The organism is Sinomonas sp. P47F7 (assembly GCF_049332655.1).
Lineage (GTDB): Bacteria > Actinomycetota > Actinomycetes > Actinomycetales > Micrococcaceae > Sinomonas.
The window spans coordinates 352,871-372,562 of record NZ_CP186327.1 but is presented as its reverse complement, the minus strand read 5'-3'; the positions used below and the strand labels follow the sequence as shown (position 1 = coordinate 372,562).

Sequence of the window (19,692 nt, the reverse complement as noted above, 5' to 3'; positions counted from 1 at the left end):
CCAGATCCGTGTACCCCCAACGGGATTCGAACCCGTGCCGCCGCCGTGAAAGGGCGGTGTCCTAGGCCGCTAGACGATGGGGGCCTGAGAACCTCACGGGACTCCCCCAGAGGGGCTTCCCAGTTGAAGTGGACGCAGAAAACTATACGGTGCTGCCGCCGTCGCCCACAAATCGCGAGGCTTGAACCCGCGGCTCCCGGGTTCCGCGCGCGCACTACAGTGAGCCCATGGGCGGGGCGTGGATGGACGAGGACGAGTTCGAAGAGGCGGTCGATTCCGCGCTCGCGCAGATTCCCCGGAGCCTTGCTCGGCACATGGACAACGTCGCCGTCTTCATCGAGGACCGCTATGTGCCGGGCCCGCACGAGGACCCGAACACCGTTCTCCTGGGGCTCTACGAGGGGATCCCGCTCACCGAGCGCGACTCCTGGTACGGGGCCGGCTCCCTGCCCGACCGCATCACGATCTTCCGCGAGCCGATCCTCGAGATGTGCTCGAGCCGCGAGGAGGTGGTCCGCGAGGTCCTCGTGACCGTGGTGCACGAGATCGCCCACCACTTCGGGATCGACGATCGACGCCTCCACGAGCTCGGCTGGGGCTAGCGAGAGGAACACGCCCCGACACGCCGACACGCCGCAACATCCAGACAAATGACACTGCTGTTGTTTATGCTACGTCTGTGACCAGTGTTGCAATTGTGACACTTGGGCCGTAGCCTCGGGCAGGAGACCCGGAGGCTACGAGGTGTGCATGGATAAGAAACTGACGTCGACTGCGAGACCGCTCGCAGCGTTCGGTGCTGCCACGGCGCTCCTCCTGACCCTCGTTGCGGCCCCCGCGACGGCAGACGATCCCTCGATCCCCACCCCCGAGGAGATCAACACCGCGAAGACGAACGCCGACGCGACGGCCGCCGAAGTCACCCACGTCGAAGGGCTCATCAACTCGGCCCAGGACGCCCTGAGTCGCAGCACGGTCGACACGATGCGCGCCAACGACACGTACAGCATGGCCCTCGTGACGCTCGACAAGCGCCGCACCGACGCACAGGCGGCTCAGGCCAAGGCCGACGTCGCATCCGCCGCCGACGCGAGCGCCAAGAAGCAGGTCGGAGCCCTCGCGGCCGAGCTCTACCGCAGCGGCGGTCTCAACCCGGGAGTCCAGGCTTTCGTCTCGGACAACGGAGGCAACGTCCTGGACCGTGCGGCGGCCCTCCAATCCATCGATGCCCGGCGGGCGGAGGCCTTCAGCTCCGCGCAGCAGGCCGCCGTGGCATCGGCGCAGCTTCGCGAGCAGGCGGACCAAGCGGCACAAGCCGCCGACGACGCCGCGCGCGCGGCTCAGCAGGCCAAGGCTGCGGCGGACGCGGCCAATACGTCCTACCGCAACGCCGTGACCCAGGCCAACGCCCAACGCACGACGCTCGTGAGCGAGCTCGCGACCCTGCGCAATACGACGGTCCAGCTCGAGCAGCAGCGCGTCGCGGGCCTCGAGCAGCAGCGCCAACAGCAGCAGTACGCGGCGCTCCTCGCCTCGACGGCGAACGCGGCGTCCGCCGCGGGGGCCGCCCAGACGGCGGCCCAGCCAGCGGGTGGCAGCACGGCCGTCTCTGGCGTGGCGACCGGAACATCAGGCCAGATGCCGACGGGCGGCACGACCCCGCCGTCGTCCGTCAACGTGGCCTCGAACGGCCAGCCGAGCCCCATCCAAACCCCGCCGCCCGCGGCCCCCGCTCCGGCGCCGGCCCCCGCGCCTGCTCCTGCGCCAGCACCTGCACCTGAGCCGGCTCCGGTGCCCACTCCGGCGCCCACTCCCGCGCCCTCGGGCTCAGGGATTCAGGGCGCGATCAACACCGCGATGTCCAAGGTGGGCCCTCCCAACTACTACGCGTGGGGCGGCACAGGACCGACGGGCTTCGACTGCTCCGGGCTGGTCTGGTACTCGTTCAGCGCGGCCGGCATCTGGGTGCCCCGCACGGCGACGGAGCAGTACAACTCCGCCCCGACCAAGGTCCCGCTCGCGAGCGCGCGCCCCGGCGACCTCGTGGTGTTCGGCACGGCCGGGAACTTCTACCACATCGGCATCTACATCGGGAACGGGAAGATCGTCAACGCGCTCAACCCGTCGGACGGGATCACGGTGACGCCGCTCGCGTGGATGTCCGGCGTGTGGCCCATGGTCGCGCGGTACTAGCCCGGCACTTGAACCCCGGCACCTGAACGGCTACGTCCGCAGCATCGGCCCGAAGCTCGGACGGTCCGCGAGCCGCTCGTCGTGGTGATCAGGCACCACCATGACGGGCCCCTTCGCGTGATGCAGAACGCCGTCGGTCGTCGAACCGAGCAGCATCCCCGCGAAGCCGCCGTATCCGCGCGTGCCGAGCACGAGCAGGTCGACACCGCGGCTCACATCGACGAGCACGTCCACGGGCGCACCATCGACGAGGCTCGTCTGGACCTCGAGGTCCGGGAAGTGGCTCTGGAGCCAGGCCGTCCCGGCCTTGAGCTGGGCCTGGATGTCCTTGAACAGCTGCTCGCGGTCCACGGGGGCCGGCACCCATGCGAGGCTCCCGCTGAACTGCGGCACGGCGCAGATCACGCGCAGCGGGACGCCGAGCAGCATCGCTTCCTCGGCGGCCACGAGCACCGCGACGCGCGCCTGCTCGGAGCCGTCGACGCCGACCGCGACGATATGCTCGACCGCCTTGGGGGCCTCCTTGGCCTCCTCGGCGCGAACACGCTTGTCGTCGACGGACTCGCCGAGCCGCTGGGCGAACCGCAGCGGCACGGTCACGGTGGCGCACTTCGCGTGGGCCGGGAGGGCGCTGCTCACGGAACCGAGGAGCCGCCCGACGAAGCCGCCGCGGCCGCGCGAGCCGAACACGAGGAGCTCGGCAGTCTCGGAGAACTGCAGGAGCACCCCGGCGGCGTCCCCACTCTCAACCGACGACGTCACGTCGAGGCCGTCGAAGCGCTCGATCGAGTCGAGCGCCTCGCGCAGCACCGCCTTGGCGCCGTCCTGGATCACGGTGTCATCGATCGTCGAATAGCCGCCGTCGAGCCCCGACGCGGCAAAGATCGGCACGCTGTACGCGGTGACGACGTGGAGCGGGCGTCTGCGCCGCTGGGCCTCCCGTGCGGCCCAGATGAGGGCGCACCTGCCGTGGTCCGAGCCGTCAACGCCAACGACGATGCCAGTCGGCAGCGGGGCGTCCTCGCCCTCACCCCGGCCGGACTCGCGCTCGGTCTGGTCTGCCATCTGAGTTCCTCCTCCTGGCGGTGGGAGCCTCACGGACCCCTTAATTGACAATGGTGGTCGGTTTACGGAGCGGGTCAAGTTCCGACGACGGCGGGCCGCGCAACCGCCGAACGGGGCGCCGCGAGGGCGCCCCAGGGACGATCTGCGCGGCGGATCATACCTTGTGAGAGGGGCCTACCGGTCGTTGCCGAATGGGGGTAATGTTCCCAGAAGTGCCGCCTACCGGGGGGTGGAGAACGCACTCACCCACACCATCCGCCGACCGGAGGAGAGTCGACCACGTGTCCACGCCGCCGCTGACCACTTCGGAGTCCACGACGGCCGTGGTGATCGGCACCGGCCTCTCGGGCCTCGCGGTCGCGGGCGAGCTGAGCCGGCACGGGGTGTCCACCGTGACGGTCGAGGGGCTCGAATCGGGGGCGCCCGCCACGGCCACGACGGCCCTCCGGGTCACGGACCTCGCCTCGGCGGAATCGGTCGAATACCTCGAGGTCATACGGCACCTTCGCAAGCACGCCGCGAGCCACAGCCTCGATGTCCGCGCGACCGTCCGAGCGCAGCATCTCGCGCTCGTCGAGCAGCCCCTCCCCGGTTCGCGGCTGCGCTGGGCCATCCGGACCGAATCCGGCGTGATCTTCGCCGACGCGGTGGTCCTGACCCGCTGCGCGCACAACCAGCTGCGCCGCTTCCTCGCGGACCTCGGCTTCTCCCTCGGCGAGAAGCTCATGGAGGAGCTCGCGAGCATCGGGCTCTACCTCATCGGCGTCGCGGAGCTCTCGTCGCCGTCCACGCGCGAACTGCTGTGGCAGGCCAAGAACGTGGGCAGGGCCGTCGCGGAGGCCACGGGCGCCCCGCGCGCCGGCCATGGCACCCACGACGCCGTGCGCCCGCCGACCGGGCAGTTTGCGTCGCCGCTCCAGCCCGCGTAGGCCCCCGCGGACGGCAGGCCGGGGCGCTTAGGCGCGGTCGCCGTCGTCGTCTGTTTCTTCCGCGCCTGAGCCGCGCTCACGGCGCCCCAGGACCGCCCACGCGATGAGCAGCGCGACGCCCAGGACCCCGAACACGACGAAGGCCCACGGGAACGGCTCCCCCGGCGCCGCCGGCACCGCTGACGGGGTCTGGACGGCCCCCGGCGCGGACGTCTGGATGCCCGGGAGCGGGACGGGCGAGGCCGCGGCAAGTGGAGGCCCTCCGAGGACGACGACGGCGAGCGCCACCGCGACTACGGCACCCCGCGCGAGGCTCAAGCTGGTCCCCTTCCCGGGAGTCTTCGGTCACAGCCGGACGTGATCAGCACGATCCCGGTTGCCTCCGGCACTACCATAGGCACGATATCCTGCGCCTACCCCGAGGGGATTCCCATGTCGACCACGACCGTGTCGACCAAAGCGTTCGACCGCTACTTCAAGATCACGGAGCGAGGCTCCAACATCGCGCGCGAGATCCGCGGCGGGCTGGCCACGTTCTTTGCCATGGGCTACATCGTGGTCCTCAACCCGCTCATCCTCTCCGGCGCGGACTCGGCCGGCAACACGCTCGGGATCCCGCGCGTCGCCGCCGCGACCGCGCTCGTGGCCGGCGTCCTCACGATCCTCATGGGCGTGTGGGCCAAACACCCGTTTGCGCTCGCGACGGGGCTCGGCGTCAACGCGTTCGTCGCCGTGACCATCGCGACCCACCCCGGGGTGACGTGGCCGGACATGATGGGCCTCGTCCTCGTAGCCGGCGTCGTCATGTTCGTGCTCGTGCTCACGGGCTTCCGGACCGCGGTCTTCAAGGCCGTGCCCGAGGGGCTCAAGACGGCAATCGTCGTGGGCATCGGCGTGTTCATCACGCTCATCGGGCTCGTGGAGGCTGGCTTCGTGCGGCGCATCCCCGACTCGGCCGGCACGACCGTCCCGCTGGGCCTCGGCATCGACGGCCGGCTCATCGGCTGGCCGACGCTCGTGTTCGTGGTAGGCCTCGTCCTGACGATCGCGCTCATGGTCCGCCGCGTGCGCGGCGCGATCCTCATCGGGATCATCGGTGCGACGATCCTCGCGAACGTCCTCGAGCTCGTGTTCCACATCGGGCCGTCCGTCGCGGCGGGACAGAAGCCGAACCCCGCCGGGTGGTCCCTCGTGGTGCCCGGCCTCGGCAATGTCCAGCCGATCGACCTGCGCCTCCTCGGCAAGGCCAACCCCGTCGGCGCCTTCAGCCACCTCGGGGTGCTCGCGGCGCTGCTCATGGCCTTCGTGATCCTGCTGAGCATCTTCTTCGACGCGATGGGCACGATGGTCGGCCTGGCCCGGGAGGCCGGGAACATCGACGAGAAGGGCAACATCCCGAACGTGGACCGCGTGCTGCTCGTCGATGCGTTCGGCGCGATCGCGGGCGGCGGCTCGTCGATCTCCTCGAATCAGATCTTCGTCGAGTCGGGTGCGGGGATCGGCGAGGGCGCTCGGACCGGACTCGCCTCGGTGGTCACGGGCATCATGCTCCTGCTCGCCATGTTCCTCACGCCGCTCATCAACCTCGTGCCGTTCGAGGCCGTGGCGCCCGCGCTCGTGGTGGTCGGCTTCCTCATGTTCCAGCAGGTCGCGAAGATCGACTGGAAGGACGTCGGGATCGCAATCCCCGCGTTCCTCACGATCGTGCTCATGCCGTTCACGTACTCGATCGCGAACGGCCTCGGCGCGGGCTTCGTGAGCTACGTGATCGTGCGGACGTTCCAGGGCCGGGCCAAGGAAATCCACCCGCTCATGTGGGCCGTCGCGGCGGCGTTCCTCCTCTTCTTCGCCCTCGGGCCGATCGAGCAGGCGCTCGGCCTCTAGGCAACGGCCTCGCGGGGCGGGCGCAGCCCACGCAGGGCCGCGACACCGAAAACGACGGCGAGCGGGAGCGAGATCACCGCGGCGCTGAGCCACGCCCCCGTGCCCTGCCAGCCCTGGACGGCCGCGTTGAGGGCCTGGAATCCCGTCGCGGCGGCGGCGAGGAGGAACGCCGAGCCCGCGAGTGCGGGCGCGAGGCCTGCCGGGAGCGGGGCCTCACGCGGCAGGAGGCGCCACACGAGCAGCAGGGCGAGACCGAGCACGCCGAGCACCACGCGGTACTCGACGACCTCGCCCCAATGGTGCTCGGCGGCCGCCTGCGCGCAGTCGAGCCCCGGATAGGGAGCCTGAAGCACCGCGCAGCGGGCGGCCGTGTACGCAACACCGGGCAGATCGCCGGACACGAAGCCCGCGCCCCAGATCCGGCCGAAGAGTTCGGAGAGGGCACCGCTGAGGCCGACGGCGATCGCGCCGACGGCCGCGAGCCCGACGAGCGGACGCACGAACGCGCGGAGCGGGAGGCGGCCGATCGCCCCGAGTGGGGTGCGCAGCGCTGGCGTCACGGTCCTGACGGGACCGAAGCGGCGGACCGCCTCGCGCTCCGCCTCCACCGGATCGAAGCCCTGCGCGCGAAGCCGGGAGGCGCACTCCCGCAGATGAGTTTCCGTCTCGGCGAGGAGCCGCCGCGCGGCTGCCGGCTCGGCGTCCCGAGAGGCCACGAGGAGCTCGTCGAGGTAGGCGTCGATGGGCCCGTTCGGCGCACCCGGCCCGCCCGGCGCGCTCACGAAGCCGCCCCCAGCACCCCGCGGACCGCGGCCGCGAAGCCGTTCCATTCCTCCGCGCGCCTCGCGAGCTCGGCCTGTCCCGCCGTGGTGAGGGTGTAGACGCGACGGCGGGTGCCGTCGTCGTCCGCCCAACGGCTCGCGACGCTCCCGGCTGCCTCGAGCTTGTGCAGCGCGGGGTAGACCGACCCTTCCTGAAGGTCGAGCCGCGCCCCGCTGCGCTCGTGGATGCGCGCGATGAGCGCGTAGCCGTGCGCCTCGCCCGCTCCGAGCGAGGCGAGGAGCAGCAGGTCAAGCTGTCCGTTCACTCCACTTCGTCCCATACCTAGACAATCTAGGTACTTGAGGCCGTTCTGGCAAGGGCTCGTCTATTGACCGCGCCGCCACGCGTCGAAGGCCAGGGCTCGGTCACGCTCCTTCATGACCTGCACCGCCCGTGCGAGCCTGTCCTCGCTGTCCGCGAGGGACGCCCCCGCGCGCTCGAACCGCTCGACGAGACGCTCAAGACGGTCGAGATCGACCGACGGCACTTCGTTCTCAGTCATGGCCAGTCCTCTCCCTCCTGCCCGGCGGGTCCCCCCTGCCTGGCGGGCCGACGACACCCGCCGCCCTGCGGCCACTTTCGCACCGCGCGGCGGGGCGCGTCTTGGGTAGGAAGTACTCGACTTCCGCGGGGATGGGAGCGAGTGCCGCCTAGGCGGCCGCGCTCCGCTTCTTCCGAAGCGGGGCCAGGGCCTCGGTCCACGCGATGACCTGGCCGAGCATCGCGTCGAGGCTGCGGACGGCGAAATCGTCCGGGGCGAAGGTACGGCGGTTCTCGAACTCGGTGGCGAACGGGAGGATCACCTGGGCGCGGACGTCCGCGAGCTGGAGCTCGCCCGCGATGAGCCTGAGCTGCTCGGCCGCGCGGACCCCGCCCGCCGAACCGTAGGAGACGAAGCCCACGGCCTTGTTGTTCCACTCGGAGTACAGGTAATCGATCGCGTTCTTGAGCACGGCCGAGGTGCTGTGGTTGTACTCGGGCGTCACGAACACGAAGCCGTCGAAGGAGGCGATTCTTTCCGCCCACTGCCTGGTGTGCTCGTTCTGATACCGGCCCAGCGACGGCGGGAACGGCTCGTCGAGGAGGGGCAGCGCATGGTCCCGCAAGTCGACGAGTTCGAACTCCGCGTCGGGCCGCCGCGACGCCAGGTCGAGGACCCAGCGGGCCACCTGTTCCCCGTTCCGGTGTGGCCTCGTGCTTCCGAGGATGATGCCGATGCGCGTCATAGTTCCCCCCTCAAGGGACATGCCCAGCTTACCCACGGGGCGCCGAAGGCGTCAGAGGGCGGTCAGCCCGCCGTCGACCGTGAAGAGGCCGCCGGTGGCGTAGGCGGAGTCATCACTCGCGAGGTAGACCATGATGCCCTCGAGGTCCTCGGCGCGGCCCGCGCGGCCGAGCATGGTCGCGTCGACGAGCCCGGCGCGCTGCGTGGGGTCCTCCGCGATGGTCCGGACGAGGGGCGTCTCGGTGTAGCCGGGGACGACCGTGTTCACGCGGATGCCCTCGGACGCGTAGTCCGCCGCGACGACGCGGGCCAGGCCGTGGACGCCAGCCTTCGAGCTCGTGTAGGCCGTGAACGTCTGGCCGCATGCGACGACGGCGGTCGGGCTGCCGGTGCAGATGATCGAGCCGCCCCGGCCGGCCATGGCGCGGACGGCGTGCTTGAGCGTGAGGAACGCGCCGCGCTGGTTGATGCGGACCGTCTTCTCCCAGACGTCGAGCTCGAGCTCGCCCACGCGGGCGTCGCGGCCGAAGAGCTGGACGCCGGCGTTGGCGACGACGACGTCGAGCGGGCCTCGCGCGGTCGCCTCGGCGAACGCGGCCTGAACGCTGCCCTCGTCCGAGACGTCGACCGCGACCGCGAACGCGCGATCCCGGCCCGCGGCCTCGGCGGCGGCGCTCGCGGCCTCGCGGGCACCGTCGGCGTTGAGGTCGGCGAAGAACACGGCGGCGCCCTCCGCGACGAAGCGGGCGGCGGTGGCGCGGCCGATTCCGGAGGCTGCGCCCGTGACGAGGGCGGTCTTCCCAGCGAGGCGCTGCGACATGGTGGAGTCCTTTCGGTGAGGCGGGTTGTTCAGATCAGGGGACATTGTTCAGATCAGGGGAGGACGACGGCGGCCGCGGACCACGCGGGCACGGTCACCTTGCGGGCTGGTCCGGGGCCGAGAGCGGCCGGGCCGCTCACCTCGGCGGTGACCGCCCACGGCCGCAGATTGGCCAGGAAGCATGTGATGCCCGAGGCCTCGCGGATCGCGCAGACGGCCGGGCCGCCCGCGGGCGAGCTGGCGTCGAGGACCTCGGCGCCGCGGAGCGCGGCGAGCCGGCGCAGGAGGGCCGCGGCTGGCGCCTCGGGCTGCTCGGCCTCGGGGTGCTCCGGGACGGCGTAGGCCAGCGACGCAACACCCGGGAGCGTGAGCGCGGCGACGCTTCCGACCAGCCAGGCGGCCCCGAAGGGCTGCGACTCGAGGGGGCTGCGGGCGGGCAGCTCGTCCGCGCGGGGCGGCTCGGTCGCGACGGCGTTGAAGCGCGGCGCGATCGTGATGGGGCCGATGTGCAGGGGCCGGCCGCCGCCGATCACGAGGGCCTGCCGCGCCGTCGCCGCCTGGAGGGGGATGGACTCCATGACCGCCTCGGGCTCGACCGCGTGCATCTGCGACGTGATCGAATAGGCGATCCCGGCGGGATCGGGTGCGGCGGCATCGGGTCCGGCGGCATCGGGTGCGCTGGGCGAGCAGCCCGGGAGCGAGTGCGCGTTCCGGTTGAGCTCCGTGAAGTGGCTCCGTGCCCCGGACACGATCTCCCCGCCGAACCCGAGCTCGCGGGCGCGGGTGGCAACGGCGCTGTGGGTCTCGGCGGCGGTCACGTGCGTCGCGGGGTCGAACACCCCGAGCCGGCAGACGCGGTCGAGGGGAAGCTGTTCGAGGATGGCGACGGCCTGGCGCGCGCTGCCGGCCACGAGGCGCACGTCCGCCCCAGAGGCTGCGGCGAGGACCGGGAGGGCGTCGCCGACAGACACGGTGCCATCCCCGGGCGCGGGTGCCGCCGAGACCTCGAGCAGTACCGTCCCGCGCGCGAGGTCCGGCGCAGCGGTCACGGGCTGTTTCCCGAACCACGAGACGATCTCGGGTACGCGAACCCCTGAGCCGGTTCCGACACGGACGGGGACGGCGGCGGCGAGCCGGACCGACTGGCTCACGCGGCTGCCGGCCCGGTGGAGCACGGGGAACGGAACGCTCAGCGGCGTGCTGTACGTCTTGAACGACGCGTCGGTCCAGTTGCGCTGGTCCTCGGTCTCGAACACGTCGCCGGTGAAGCCGAGGGAAAACTGCACCCCGTCGCGCTCCCAGCCGAGCGCCGCGATGTCCCCGAACGGCTGGTGCGGGCTGATCTCCTGAGGGAACGCGGCGTGCGTCTCGGTCCCATCCGGGTGCCCCACGGCCACCGCGCGCCCCGCGTCGTCGGGCCGATGCAGCGCGACGAGCCCGATCCGGTTGCTCAAGAAGTCCCGCGGCGCGGTCCCCTCGAACGCGACGTCCACACCGCCGTCGTCCATCCGCACGGTGACCGTCCCGCGGTACTCCCCGCCGAACCCCGCCCAGGCGACGTCGACGCGGCACTCGAGCGCGTCGTCGTCTTCACGGACGACGGCGGGGTCCGCCTCGGGCGTGAGCGTGAGCCAATTGTGGTTGCGCACCACTGCACGGAGGCCGCGCAGCACGGGGCGCCCGTCGTAGGTCACGTCGGCGAGCTCGTCGCCGCGGACCGCGGCCGCCCACGGGCCGCGGCGCAGGAAGCGAGTGGGGGTGGGCAGGGCAAGGTGAGTCAACGATGATCCTGTTCCATGCCCGGCGGCCGCGCGGTCACGGCCGGGTGAGGGCTAGTCGGTTGACGGGTGGAAATCGGTGAGGAGCCGCTCGGTGGCGGTGGCCATATGCGACTCCATGACGCGGCGGGCGGCCTCGGGGTCCCGGGACCTGAGCACCTCGAGGATCTGGGCGTGCTCGCGGGCCGCCGCGGCCGCGTGCTCCTCGTCGCGGAGGCCGCGCTCGACCCAGATCCGCAGGAGGGACCGGATGCTCTGGAGGATGTCCTCGAGCACCGAATTCCCCGAGGCGAGGGCGATCTCGCGGTGGAACGCCGAATCCGCTTCCCTGAACGCCTCGAAGTCCCGGGTCGAGCGGCTCATCGTCTCGACGTAGCCGGCCAGCCGTTCGAGGGCCTCATCCGTGATGCGCTCCGCCGCGAGCTGCGCGGCCTGGATCTCGAGCCCGCTGCGCAGCTCCGTGAGCTCGCGCGTGCGCGGTTCGCCGAGCATGAGCCCCCACGAGAGGGTCCTCGGGAGCAGCTCGGACGCCCCGCCACGCAGGTAGGTCCCGGAGCCCGGGCGGACGATCACGATCCCGAGGAGCTCAAGCGCCGCGAGCGCTTCGCGGATGGCCGAACGCCCCACGCCGAGGCTCGCCGCGAGGCTGCGCTCGGACGGGAGACGGGTCCCCGGGACGATTTGGCCGCTCGTGAAGACGGCCATGAGCCGCTCGGCGACCTCGGCGGCGACCGAGCTGCTCTCCATCGTGCCGAGGGCCTGGTTCAAGTCGAGGGCTGCGCTCCCATTGGTCTCCACGCTCACAGGCTAGCGGCCCTCCTCACGATTCCCCGCCGTCTCCCCGCCGTCGTCGGCGCGGTCCGAGCGCGCCGCGGTGAGGCGGATGGCCATGTACTGGCGGCCGGGCAGGGGGACCCGGAACGTCCCCTCGAAGGTCCCGGGGAGCCTCTCGACGGACATGTTCCACGTGTCGATGACGTCCACGGCGTACCGGGTCCCGGGCTTGCGGATGATGTCGCGGTAGCGCGGGCGCCCGAAGCCGAAGTAGGCGAGCTCATGTCCCGGGGCACCGCCCCACGCGACGTCCCAGTCGCTCGGGAGTGGGTCGAAGACCCCGTCCGGCGCCTGGGCCATGAGCTTCTCGAGGAACGCAATCCGGGCCGGGGAGTCGCCCACGAGTTCGCCGCCCTTGGACCACCAGAGCTCCTCGCGGTCGTTGAGGTACGTCTCGCCGTGGCCAACATAGCCGCCGCGGACGGCGCCCTCCCAGTACCGCCGCACGAGTTCCTCGCCGCTGATGTTGCCCCAACCCTGGTCAATGTCGCCCTCGTAGGCGCACTCGTCGATCACGATCGGCTTGCCGAACTCCTCGCGCCAGGCGGTCGTGTTCTCCGAGGTGCGGTAGACGTCGGTGCGCTGAATGCTGCAGTGCGTGATCCACGGGCGGGTGTAGTCGTAGAAGCCGAAGCAGTTGTGGATCGAGGTCAGGTGGCCGGTCGGATCCTCTTCGCCGATGATCTCGGCGAATCGCTCCCAGTCCTCCGTGGTCTTCGAGCGGACGAGGTCGTACTCGTTGGCGAGCGACCACCACACGTTGCGGAACGCGTGGAGGCGGCGCACGAGGTACCGGACGTAGCGGTCGTCCCCGGCCTTGCCCAGGTCCGAGAAGCCCCAGCGGTCGTAGGCATGGAACAGGATGAGGTCCGCCTCGATGCCGAGCTCCGCGAGCTGATCGATGCGGCGTTCGAGGTGGCGGAAGAACGCCGGAACGGGCCGGGTCGTGTCGAAGGTGCCGTCCTCGGCCCGCTCGAACGGGTAGACCGGGGGCTCGTTGGTGTTGAAGAGGTACGACTTGGGGAAGACGCACATGCGCAGCTTGGTGAAGGCGGTCTGCGCCAACGTCTCGAGGGTGCGCTCCTGGAGGTCCGCAGGCTGGTTGGTCCACGCGTACGCGGTCGTGCCGACCGGGCGGTAGCGCGTGCCATCGGCGTAGCGGAAGTGGAACGTGTCTGCCACGCGCACGGGGCCGCGGTTGCCGGCCCGCGCCGGGGCGCTCGCCGAGAATGAGCCGCGGAGGCCATCGAGCGACCGCGCGGTGGAGTCGGTCACGAACTCCCACTCCCCCACGTCCGGCGCCGCCAAGCGGATCACGTACCGGCCCCCGCCGTCGTAGAAGCCCCCCACGCGGTACGTCGACCCGCGGCGCCCGCCGCCGTTCGCGGCACGAAGCCGGAACGTCGCGTGGAGGTCGACGTCGACGAACGGGTTTCCGTGGTCGGGGCCCGGGATGCTGATCTCGAAGACCGCCCACCGCTCCGCGGACGCGGGGTACTCGGCGTGCCGCGAGGCCCGGGCCACCTCGGGGCCCTCGTAGTCGGGGCTCGGCACGATCGGAGACGGTTCGACGCGCGGTGCGGTGCTCTGCGCGGACAGTGCCGCGAGATCGCGCCACAGTCGCGAGATCTCCTCGTCGGTCAGCTGGCGGGCGCCGAACCCGATCAGCTGGCCCACCGGGCTATGCCGCAGCTGGAGGATGAGCGGCGAGTTCACGAGAGCCGGCATGGCGCGTTCGATCAACGGGCGGGCGCCGGGATCGTCGAGCACGTCACCGAGAAGGGAGTCGGGGCTGTAGCCGCTCAATGGTGGTTTCCCTTCTGTCGGGCAGTCGCGTCGCTGCGCTCACCAGTATCGGTGCCCCGCATCACAACGTCAACCGGTTGACCAATTCTGGCCGAAAGGCGTACCGTCGAAAGCCGAGGGGAGCACTGTGGCGCCCCCGAAGAAGCCCAGGAGTCAATGTGGACACCACTCCGCCCGCGGAACGGTCGGCAGTACGCAAAGTCGCCATCCGCCTCGTGCCCTTCGTGGCGCTCATGTTCTTCATCAACTACCTCGACCGGACCGCGATCTCCTTCGCGGGGCCTAACGGCATGAACCACGACATCGCCCTCTCGGCGGCCCAGTTCGGCTTCGCGTCCGGCGTGTTCTTCATCGGGTACATCCTGCTCGAGGTACCCAGCAACCTCGCCCTCCACAAGTTCGGCGCCCGCCGCTGGCTGGCCCGCATCATGGTGAGCTGGGGCATCGTGGCCGCGCTGTTCACGTGGGTCCCCAACGCCGAGGGGCTCTACATCCTCCGCTTCGCGCTCGGCGTCGCCGAGGCCGGCTTCTTCCCCGGCGCAATCCTCTTCCTCAGCCTGTGGGTCCCTGCGAAGCACCGCAGCAAGATCCTCGCGCTGTTCTACCTGGCCCAGCCCCTCACCACGGTCATCGGTGCCCCGCTCGCGGGGGCGCTCATGCAGCAGCACGGCATCTTCGGCCTCGAGGGCTGGCGCTTCATGTACCTCGGCGTCGCCATCCCGGCGATCATGATCGGCGTCGTCGCGTGGTTCTATCTCTCCGACAAGCCCGCCGATGCGAAATGGCTCACCTCGGATGAGAAGGAGTGGCTCACCGGAGCCTTGGTGCGCGAGGCGCAGACGACGGCGGCGGCCCAGCACGTGAGCGCGTGGAAGGCCCTCGGCAACGGGCGTGTCTGGATCCTCTCCTTCATCTATTTCGGCTTCATCTACGGCCTCTACGCCCTCGGCTTCTTCCTCCCGACGATCATCAAGGGCTTCGAGACGCAGTTCGGCACGAAGCTTGACGTCTTCCAGCAGGGCCTCATCACGGCCATCCCCTACCTGCCGGCCGCCGTCGTCCTCTTCTTCTGGTCCCGCGACGCAAGCCGGCGTGGAGTCAGGGCGTGGCACATCGCGGTCCCGGCCCTCGTGGGCGGCGTGAGCATCCCCCTCGCGCTCGCGACGAACAACCCCGTGGCCACGGTCGCCGTCATCACGGTGACGGCCTGCGCCATCTTCGCGGCGCTGCCCAACTTCTGGACGGTCCCGACGCGCTTCCTCACGGGAGCGGCGGCCGCCGCCGGAATCGCCCTCATCAACATCGCGGGCTTCGCCGCCGGCTACGTGACCGGCGCGCTCAAGGACTGGACGGGGAGCTACATCGTGCCGATGTTCGTGGTCGGCGGCTTCATGGTCCTCTCCTCGATCCTCATGGTCGTGCTCGCCCGCCGGGGCGCCGCCGCCGCGACACCGGACAACGACCGCCTCGACACCGTCTCTTCCCACTAGGAGCTCCCACCATGACCCGCCTCTTCAATGACCCGGCCGCGTTCGCGGACGAGATGACCGAGGGCTTTGTCGCGAGCCATCGCCGCTGGGTGCGGCGCGTGTCGGGCGGCGTCGCCCGGCGCACGGCGACGCGCGAGGGCGGGGCCGCGATCGTCGTCGGCGGCGGCTCGGGGCACTATCCCGCGTTCGCTGGGCTCGTGGGCCCGGGCCTCGCGCACGGCGCCGCGATGGGGAACCTGTTCGCCTCGCCGTCGGCGCAGCAGGTGTACTCGGTCGCGAAGGCCGTCGAGGCGGGCGGCGGGGTGCTGCTTGCGTACGGGAACTACGCGGGGGACGTCCTGCACTTCACCCAGGCGCAGGAGCGCCTCCGGGCCGAGGGCATCGAGTGCGAGAGCATCGCCGTCACTGACGACGTCTCGAGCGCCTCCCTCGCCGAGCGGCACAAGCGCCGCGGCATCGCGGGCGACCTCACGGTCTTCAAGGTCGCCGGCGCCGCGGCCGAGGAGGGCCGGACCCTGGCCCAGGTGCACGCCCTCGCGGTCCGGGCCAACGAGCGGACCCGCTCGCTCGGCGTCGCGTTCACCGGCTGCACGCTCCCGGGCGCCCGCGAGCCGCTCTTCACCGTCCCAGCGGGCCGCATGGCCGTGGGCATGGGCATCCACGGCGAGCCGGGCATCGGCGAGCAGGACGTCCCGAGCGCGGACGAGCTCGCCGAGCTGCTCGTGACGCGGCTTCTCGCCGAGGTGCCCGACGGCGTCCAAGCGCGCGGCGCGCGCGCGGTACCGATCCTCAACGGGCTCGGCGGCGTGAAGTACGAGGAGCTGTTCGTCGTCTACCGGCGAGTCGCAGGACTGCTGGCCGGGGCCGGGATCGAGGCCGTGGACCCGCAGGTCGGCGAGCTCGTGACCTCCTTCGACATGGCCGGGACGTCCCTGACTCTGTTCTGGCTGGACGAGGAGCTCGAGCGGCTCTGGCTCGCCCCGGTCGACGCGCCGAGCTTCCGGCGCGGCAGCGTCGACATCACGGGTGACGTTCTCCCGGACGGCGCGGAAGCAGCGGAGGCCGAGGTCCCGCCGTCGTCCGCTCCCTCCCGCGAGGCCGCGGCGCGCGTCCTCGCCGCGCTCGAGGCGGCCCGCGCGACCGTCGACGCGAACGCCGACGAGCTCGGCCGCATCGACGCGATCGCGGGCGACGGCGACCACGGCATCGGCATGCAGCGCGGCGTCCACGCCGCCGCGGACGCCGCGTCGCGCGCGGTGGCCCGCGGCGCCGGGACTGGCACCGCACTGGCCTGGGCCGGGACGCGTGGGCCGACCGCGCGGGCGGCACCTCGGGCGCGCTGTGGGGCCTGGCCCTGCGGACCCTCGGCGAGACGACGGGCGACGACGACGCACCCGACGGCGCGCGCGTCGCCGCCGGCGTCGCGGCGGCCACGGACGCGATCACCGCATTCGGCAAGGCCCAACTCGGCGACAAGACCCTCGTCGACGCGCTCATCCCCTTCAGCCGCGTCCTCTCTGCCCGAGCAGGGACCGTCCCGCTGGGCGAGGCTTGGGGCGAGGCCGCGACCGCGGCCGAACGCGCCGCCGAGGCCACTGCGAACCTGCTCCCCCGCCTCGGCCGCGCGCGCCCGCACGCGGAGAAGAGCCTCGGAACCCCGGACGCGGGCGCGGTCTCCCTCGCGCTCGTGGTCCGCGCCATCCACACGACCCTGACCCGGAAGGAAGCAGAAGTATGAGCCAGAAGCTGAGGATCGTCGTCGGCTGCGACGACGCGGGCTTCGAGTACAAGGAGGCCCTCAAGGCCGACCTCGAGGCCAGCGGCGTCGTCGAGTCCGCGACCGACGTGGGCGTGGACGCCGTCTCGCACACCCCGTACCCGTCAGTCGCGATCGCCGCGGCCGAGCTCGTCGCCGCGGGCGAGGCCGACCGGGCGCTGCTCGTGTGCGGCACCGGCCTCGGCGTCGCGATCGCCGCCAACAAGGTCCCGGGCATCCGCGCCGTCACGGCCCACGACTCGTTCTCCGTGGAGCGCTCGGTCCTGAGCAACAATGCCCAGATCCTGTGCTTCGGTCAGCGCGTCATCGGTCTCGAGCTCGCCCGCCGGCTGGCCAGGGAATGGCTGACCTACCGCTTCGACGAGGCCTCCGCCTCCGTCCGCCGCGAAGGTCCAGATCCTGAAGGACTATGAGGGTGTCCCGTCCTGCTGAAACCCGGCCCCAGGCCGTGCGACCCCAAGCCGTGCTGGGCGTGAGCCTGAAGATGTACTTCGGCTACGAACAGACCCTCGACTGGTGCCGCTCTGTGGCCCGCATCGCCGCCGACCACCCGGCCGTGCAGGACGGCACGGTCGAGCTCTTCGTCCTGCCCACCGCCCCCGCGCTCCGCGCCGCCCGGGCCATCCTCGCCCCGGCTGGGGTCGGGGTCGGCGGCCAGGACCTCTCGTGGGAAGACTCCGGCGCGTTCACGGGCGAGGTCAGCGGTGCCGTGCTCGCAGAGCTGCGCTGCGGCTACGCCGAGGTCGGGCACGCCGAACGCCGCCGGTTCTTCGGCGAGGACGACGCCATGGTCGCCGCGAAGACCGCGGCCGCCCTGCGCAACGGCCTCACCCCGGTCCTGTGCGTCGGCGAGCCCGAGCGCGGAAACGCGGACGACGCCGCCCAATGGTGCCGCCGCGAGCTCGCCGCGCTGCTCACCATGGGCGCGATCGACGGCGCCGCTGCCGGCGCCCCTGAGGGTCGCGTCATCGTCGCCTACGAGCCCCACTGGGCCATCGGCGCGCCCGAGCCGGCGTCCCCCGAGCACGTCTCCGCCGTCGCCGAGGCCCTCGCCGACGCCCTCGCCGGCATGCCCGGACGCGAAGGGAGCCGTGTGATCTACGGCGGCAGCGCCGGGCCGGGCCTCCTCGGACGCCTCTCCCCCGCCGTCGACGGCCTGTTCCTGGGCCGCTTCGCCCACGACCCCGCTGCCTTTGCCGCGGTCCTCGACGAGGCCGCGGCCCGGGTCGGGGCCGGGCTGGCACACGAGGGGGCGCGGCAATGAGCAGCCGAATCGGCCTCAGCACCTACGCCCTCTTCTGGGAGCTCAGCGACCGGGTCCCGAACCCGCTGAGCCTCGCCGGCGCCGTCGACCGCGCCCACGAGCTCGGCCTCGGACTCCTGCAGATCTGCGACTATGCACCGCTCGAGGCCTGGGACGACGCGCAGCTCGCCGAGCTCCGCGCCCACGCCGACGCCCAAGGCGTCGCGCTCGAGGTCGGCACCAAGGGCATCCGCCCCGAACGGCTGCGCCGCTTCCTGCACATCGCCAAGGCGCTCGGCGCGGACCTTGTGCGCAGCATGCTCAATACCCCGGCGCCCGACGTCTTCGGAGGTCCGGGCGAACCCGGCCACGCGCCGTCGCCCGCGGAGGCCATCGAGCTCCTGCGCGAGGTGATGCCCGAGTACGAGACCGCGGGCGTCCACCTCGCCCTCGAAACCTACGAACAGGTCCCCACCGCTGAGCTCATCGCGGTCGTCGAGGCGATCGGCAGCCCGAGCCTCGGGATCTGCTCCGACCCCGCCAACACGGTCGCGGCGCTCGAGAACCCGCGCGAGGTCATCGAGGGCGTGGCCCCGCACGTGCTGAACATGCACATCAAGGACTTCGCGTTCGGCCGGCAGGACGGCTGGGTCGGCTTCGTCTACACGGGCGTGCCCATGGGCGAGGGCCTCCTGGACTACGACCACATGGCCGCCGCAATCCGCCCGGCCCAGAACAGCATCAACCAGATCGTCGAGCATTGGCTCCCCTGGCAGGGCTCTCCCGAGGAGACCATCCGCGCCGAGCGCCAGTGGACCGACCAGACCATCGCCTACCTAAGGAGCAAGGGAAATGCCTAACGAAGCACAGGAAAACAACAAGGCACAGGAAACGACCGAACAGCTGACCGTCGCCGTCATCGGCGCGGGCGGGAAGATGGGCCTGCGGGTCTCCGCCAACCTGCAGAAGTCCGGGCACACCGTCCTCTACAGCGAGAACTCTCCCGCCGGGCAGGAGCGCGTGCGCGGCTTCGGCCGCGAGATCACCCCGACCGACGACGCCGTCAAGGCCGCCGACGTCGTGATCCTCGCCGTCCCCGACGTAGTCCTCGGCAAGGTCTCCGAGGGAGTCGTGCCCCAGCTCAAGCCCGGCGCGATCCTCCTCACGCTCGACCCCGCCGCCGCCTACGCGGGACTGCTCTCCACGCGCGACGACGTCATCCAGGCCGTCGCCCACCCCTGCCACCCCTCGGTGTTCCTCGAGCGCACCACGAAAGAAGAGTGGGCCGACACCTTCGGCGGCGCGGGCGCGCCCCAGAACGTGGTCGCCGCGATTGACGACGACGCCCCCACCTCCGCGCGGGACCGCGCCGAGGCCGTGATCCGCACCATGTACGCCCCCGTCATCGACGTCCACTGGGTCACTGTCTACCAGCTCGCCGTCCTCGAGCCCACCCTCGTCGAGACCGTCGCCTGCATGATCGGCACCCTCCTCAACGAAGCCCTCCACGAAACCGTCCACACCGTCGGCGTCCCCGAGGCCGCAGCCAAGGCCATGCTCTTCGGCCACACCCAGATCGCGCTCACCAACGCCCTCCGCGGCTCCAACCCGTTCTCCGAGGCCTGCGAGATCGCGATCCAGTACGGCAAGCGCACCATCATCAAGGACGACTGGAAGAAGATCTTCCAGGACACCGAGCTCGACACGGTCATCGCCGAAATGCTCAAGCTCGAGAAGGTGCAGCACTGATCTGAGGGCGCCCGGTAACCAGGCTCCGCCGTTCGCGCGGGTCGCACGGCGGTCTTCGTGACGGTATCGGACCGCGC

Annotated in this window: 19 protein-coding genes, 1 tRNA gene and 1 pseudogene; 10 read left to right on the top strand and 11 right to left on the bottom strand. The window is 71.4% G+C overall.

The features are described from left to right. Nucleotides 1–11: 11 nt before the first annotated feature. Nucleotides 12–84: transfer RNA gene (locus ACOKR1_RS01885), tRNA-Glu, on the bottom strand. Nucleotides 85–227: 143 nt separating this feature from the next. Here ACOKR1_RS01885 and ACOKR1_RS01880 point away from each other — a divergent pair. Continuing rightward, nucleotides 228–602 (top strand): metallopeptidase family protein, encoded by a 375-nt coding sequence (locus ACOKR1_RS01880; protein ID WP_422935087.1) that lies wholly within the window; start codon nt 228–230, stop codon nt 600–602. A gap of 148 nt (nt 603–750) precedes the next feature. Beyond that, nucleotides 751–2,193, top strand: a complete 1,443-nt coding sequence (locus tag ACOKR1_RS01875; RefSeq protein ID WP_422935086.1) for a C40 family peptidase — start codon at nt 751–753, stop codon at nt 2,191–2,193. A 30-nt stretch (nt 2,194–2,223) separates the two neighbouring features. Here the strand turns inward: ACOKR1_RS01875 and ACOKR1_RS01870 are convergent, their stop codons facing one another. Beyond that, nucleotides 2,224–3,258 carry a universal stress protein gene (locus tag ACOKR1_RS01870; RefSeq protein WP_422935085.1) on the bottom strand — a complete coding sequence of 345 codons (1,035 nt, stop codon included), beginning with the start codon at nt 3,256–3,258 and terminating at the stop codon, nt 2,224–2,226. Between the two features lie 281 nt (nt 3,259–3,539). Between ACOKR1_RS01870 and ACOKR1_RS01865 the strand changes: the two genes are divergently transcribed. After that, entirely contained in the window at nt 3,540–4,187 is a 648-nt protein-coding gene (locus tag ACOKR1_RS01865; protein ID WP_422935084.1) for an FAD-binding protein, read from the top strand. A 27-nt stretch (nt 4,188–4,214) separates the two neighbouring features. Here ACOKR1_RS01865 and ACOKR1_RS01860 read toward each other — a convergent pair whose 3' ends face one another. Then, on the bottom strand, nt 4,215–4,505 hold the full coding sequence (locus ACOKR1_RS01860; protein WP_422935083.1) for a hypothetical protein: 291 nt from the start codon (nt 4,503–4,505) through the stop codon (nt 4,215–4,217). Between the two features lie 114 nt (nt 4,506–4,619). Between ACOKR1_RS01860 and ACOKR1_RS01855 the strand changes: the two genes are divergently transcribed. Beyond that, a complete protein-coding gene (locus ACOKR1_RS01855; protein ID WP_422935082.1) occupies nt 4,620–6,071 on the top strand; it encodes an NCS2 family permease in 1,452 nt (483 codons plus the stop codon). Here the strand turns inward: ACOKR1_RS01855 and ACOKR1_RS01850 are convergent. The 8 genes from ACOKR1_RS01850 to ACOKR1_RS01815 form a co-directional block, all read right to left on the bottom strand. Beyond that, nucleotides 6,068–6,853: a permease prefix domain 1-containing protein gene (locus tag ACOKR1_RS01850; protein WP_422935081.1), complete on the bottom strand. Its 786-nt coding sequence runs from the start codon at nt 6,851–6,853 to the stop codon at nt 6,068–6,070. The genes ACOKR1_RS01855 and ACOKR1_RS01850 overlap by 4 nt on opposite strands. Beyond that, nucleotides 6,850–7,158, bottom strand: coding sequence for a PadR family transcriptional regulator (locus ACOKR1_RS01845; RefSeq protein WP_422935080.1), 309 nt, complete (start codon nt 7,156–7,158; stop codon nt 6,850–6,852). The genes ACOKR1_RS01850 and ACOKR1_RS01845 overlap by 4 nt, the downstream gene beginning before the upstream one ends. Before the next feature lie 60 nt (nt 7,159–7,218). Continuing rightward, a complete protein-coding gene (locus tag ACOKR1_RS01840; protein WP_422935079.1) occupies nt 7,219–7,395 on the bottom strand; it encodes a hypothetical protein in 177 nt (58 codons plus the stop codon). Between the two features lie 148 nt (nt 7,396–7,543). Further along, entirely contained in the window at nt 7,544–8,119 is a 576-nt protein-coding gene (locus tag ACOKR1_RS01835; protein WP_422935078.1) for an NADPH-dependent FMN reductase, read from the bottom strand. Between the two features lie 51 nt (nt 8,120–8,170). Beyond that, nucleotides 8,171–8,938 carry an SDR family NAD(P)-dependent oxidoreductase gene (locus tag ACOKR1_RS01830; RefSeq protein ID WP_422935077.1) on the bottom strand — a complete coding sequence of 256 codons (768 nt, stop codon included), beginning with the start codon at nt 8,936–8,938 and terminating at the stop codon, nt 8,171–8,173. Between the two features lie 53 nt (nt 8,939–8,991). Next, nucleotides 8,992–10,719: a hypothetical protein gene (locus ACOKR1_RS01825; RefSeq protein WP_422935076.1), complete on the bottom strand. Its 1,728-nt coding sequence runs from the start codon at nt 10,717–10,719 to the stop codon at nt 8,992–8,994. 51 nt (nt 10,720–10,770) lie between these two features. Beyond that, on the bottom strand, nt 10,771–11,514 hold the full coding sequence (locus tag ACOKR1_RS01820) for a FadR/GntR family transcriptional regulator (protein ID WP_422935075.1): 744 nt from the start codon (nt 11,512–11,514) through the stop codon (nt 10,771–10,773). A 9-nt stretch (nt 11,515–11,523) separates the two neighbouring features. Continuing rightward, nucleotides 11,524–13,356: a DUF5605 domain-containing protein gene (locus tag ACOKR1_RS01815; RefSeq protein WP_422935074.1), complete on the bottom strand. Its 1,833-nt coding sequence runs from the start codon at nt 13,354–13,356 to the stop codon at nt 11,524–11,526. 158 nt (nt 13,357–13,514) lie between these two features. Between ACOKR1_RS01815 and ACOKR1_RS01810 the strand changes: the two genes are divergently transcribed. The 6 genes and pseudogenes from ACOKR1_RS01810 to ACOKR1_RS01785 all read left to right on the top strand — a co-directional run bounded on the left by ACOKR1_RS01810 (nt 13,515) and on the right by ACOKR1_RS01785 (nt 19,615). Beyond that, entirely contained in the window at nt 13,515–14,846 is a 1,332-nt protein-coding gene (locus ACOKR1_RS01810) for an MFS transporter (protein ID WP_422935073.1), read from the top strand. An 11-nt stretch (nt 14,847–14,857) separates the two neighbouring features. Next, nucleotides 14,858–16,584: pseudogene (locus ACOKR1_RS01805) on the top strand (dihydroxyacetone kinase family protein). Continuing rightward, the gene (locus tag ACOKR1_RS01800; RefSeq protein ID WP_422935072.1) at nt 16,581–17,036 is read left to right on the top strand and encodes a ribose-5-phosphate isomerase; all 456 of its coding nucleotides are present in this window, start codon (nt 16,581–16,583) and stop codon (nt 17,034–17,036) included. Before ACOKR1_RS01805 ends, ACOKR1_RS01800 begins: the two are co-directional and overlap by 4 nt. A gap of 2 nt (nt 17,037–17,038) precedes the next feature. Next, nucleotides 17,039–17,887, top strand: a complete 849-nt coding sequence (locus ACOKR1_RS01795; RefSeq protein WP_422935071.1) for a triose-phosphate isomerase family protein — start codon at nt 17,039–17,041, stop codon at nt 17,885–17,887. Next, nucleotides 17,884–18,726, top strand: a complete 843-nt coding sequence (locus ACOKR1_RS01790; protein ID WP_422935070.1) for a sugar phosphate isomerase/epimerase family protein — start codon at nt 17,884–17,886, stop codon at nt 18,724–18,726. The genes ACOKR1_RS01795 and ACOKR1_RS01790 overlap by 4 nt, the downstream gene beginning before the upstream one ends. Next, complete coding sequence (locus ACOKR1_RS01785; RefSeq protein ID WP_422935069.1) at nt 18,719–19,615, top strand: phosphogluconate dehydrogenase C-terminal domain-containing protein; 897 nt, start codon at nt 18,719–18,721, stop codon at nt 19,613–19,615. Before ACOKR1_RS01790 ends, ACOKR1_RS01785 begins: the two co-directional genes overlap by 8 nt. Nucleotides 19,616–19,692: the final 77 nt, after the last annotated feature.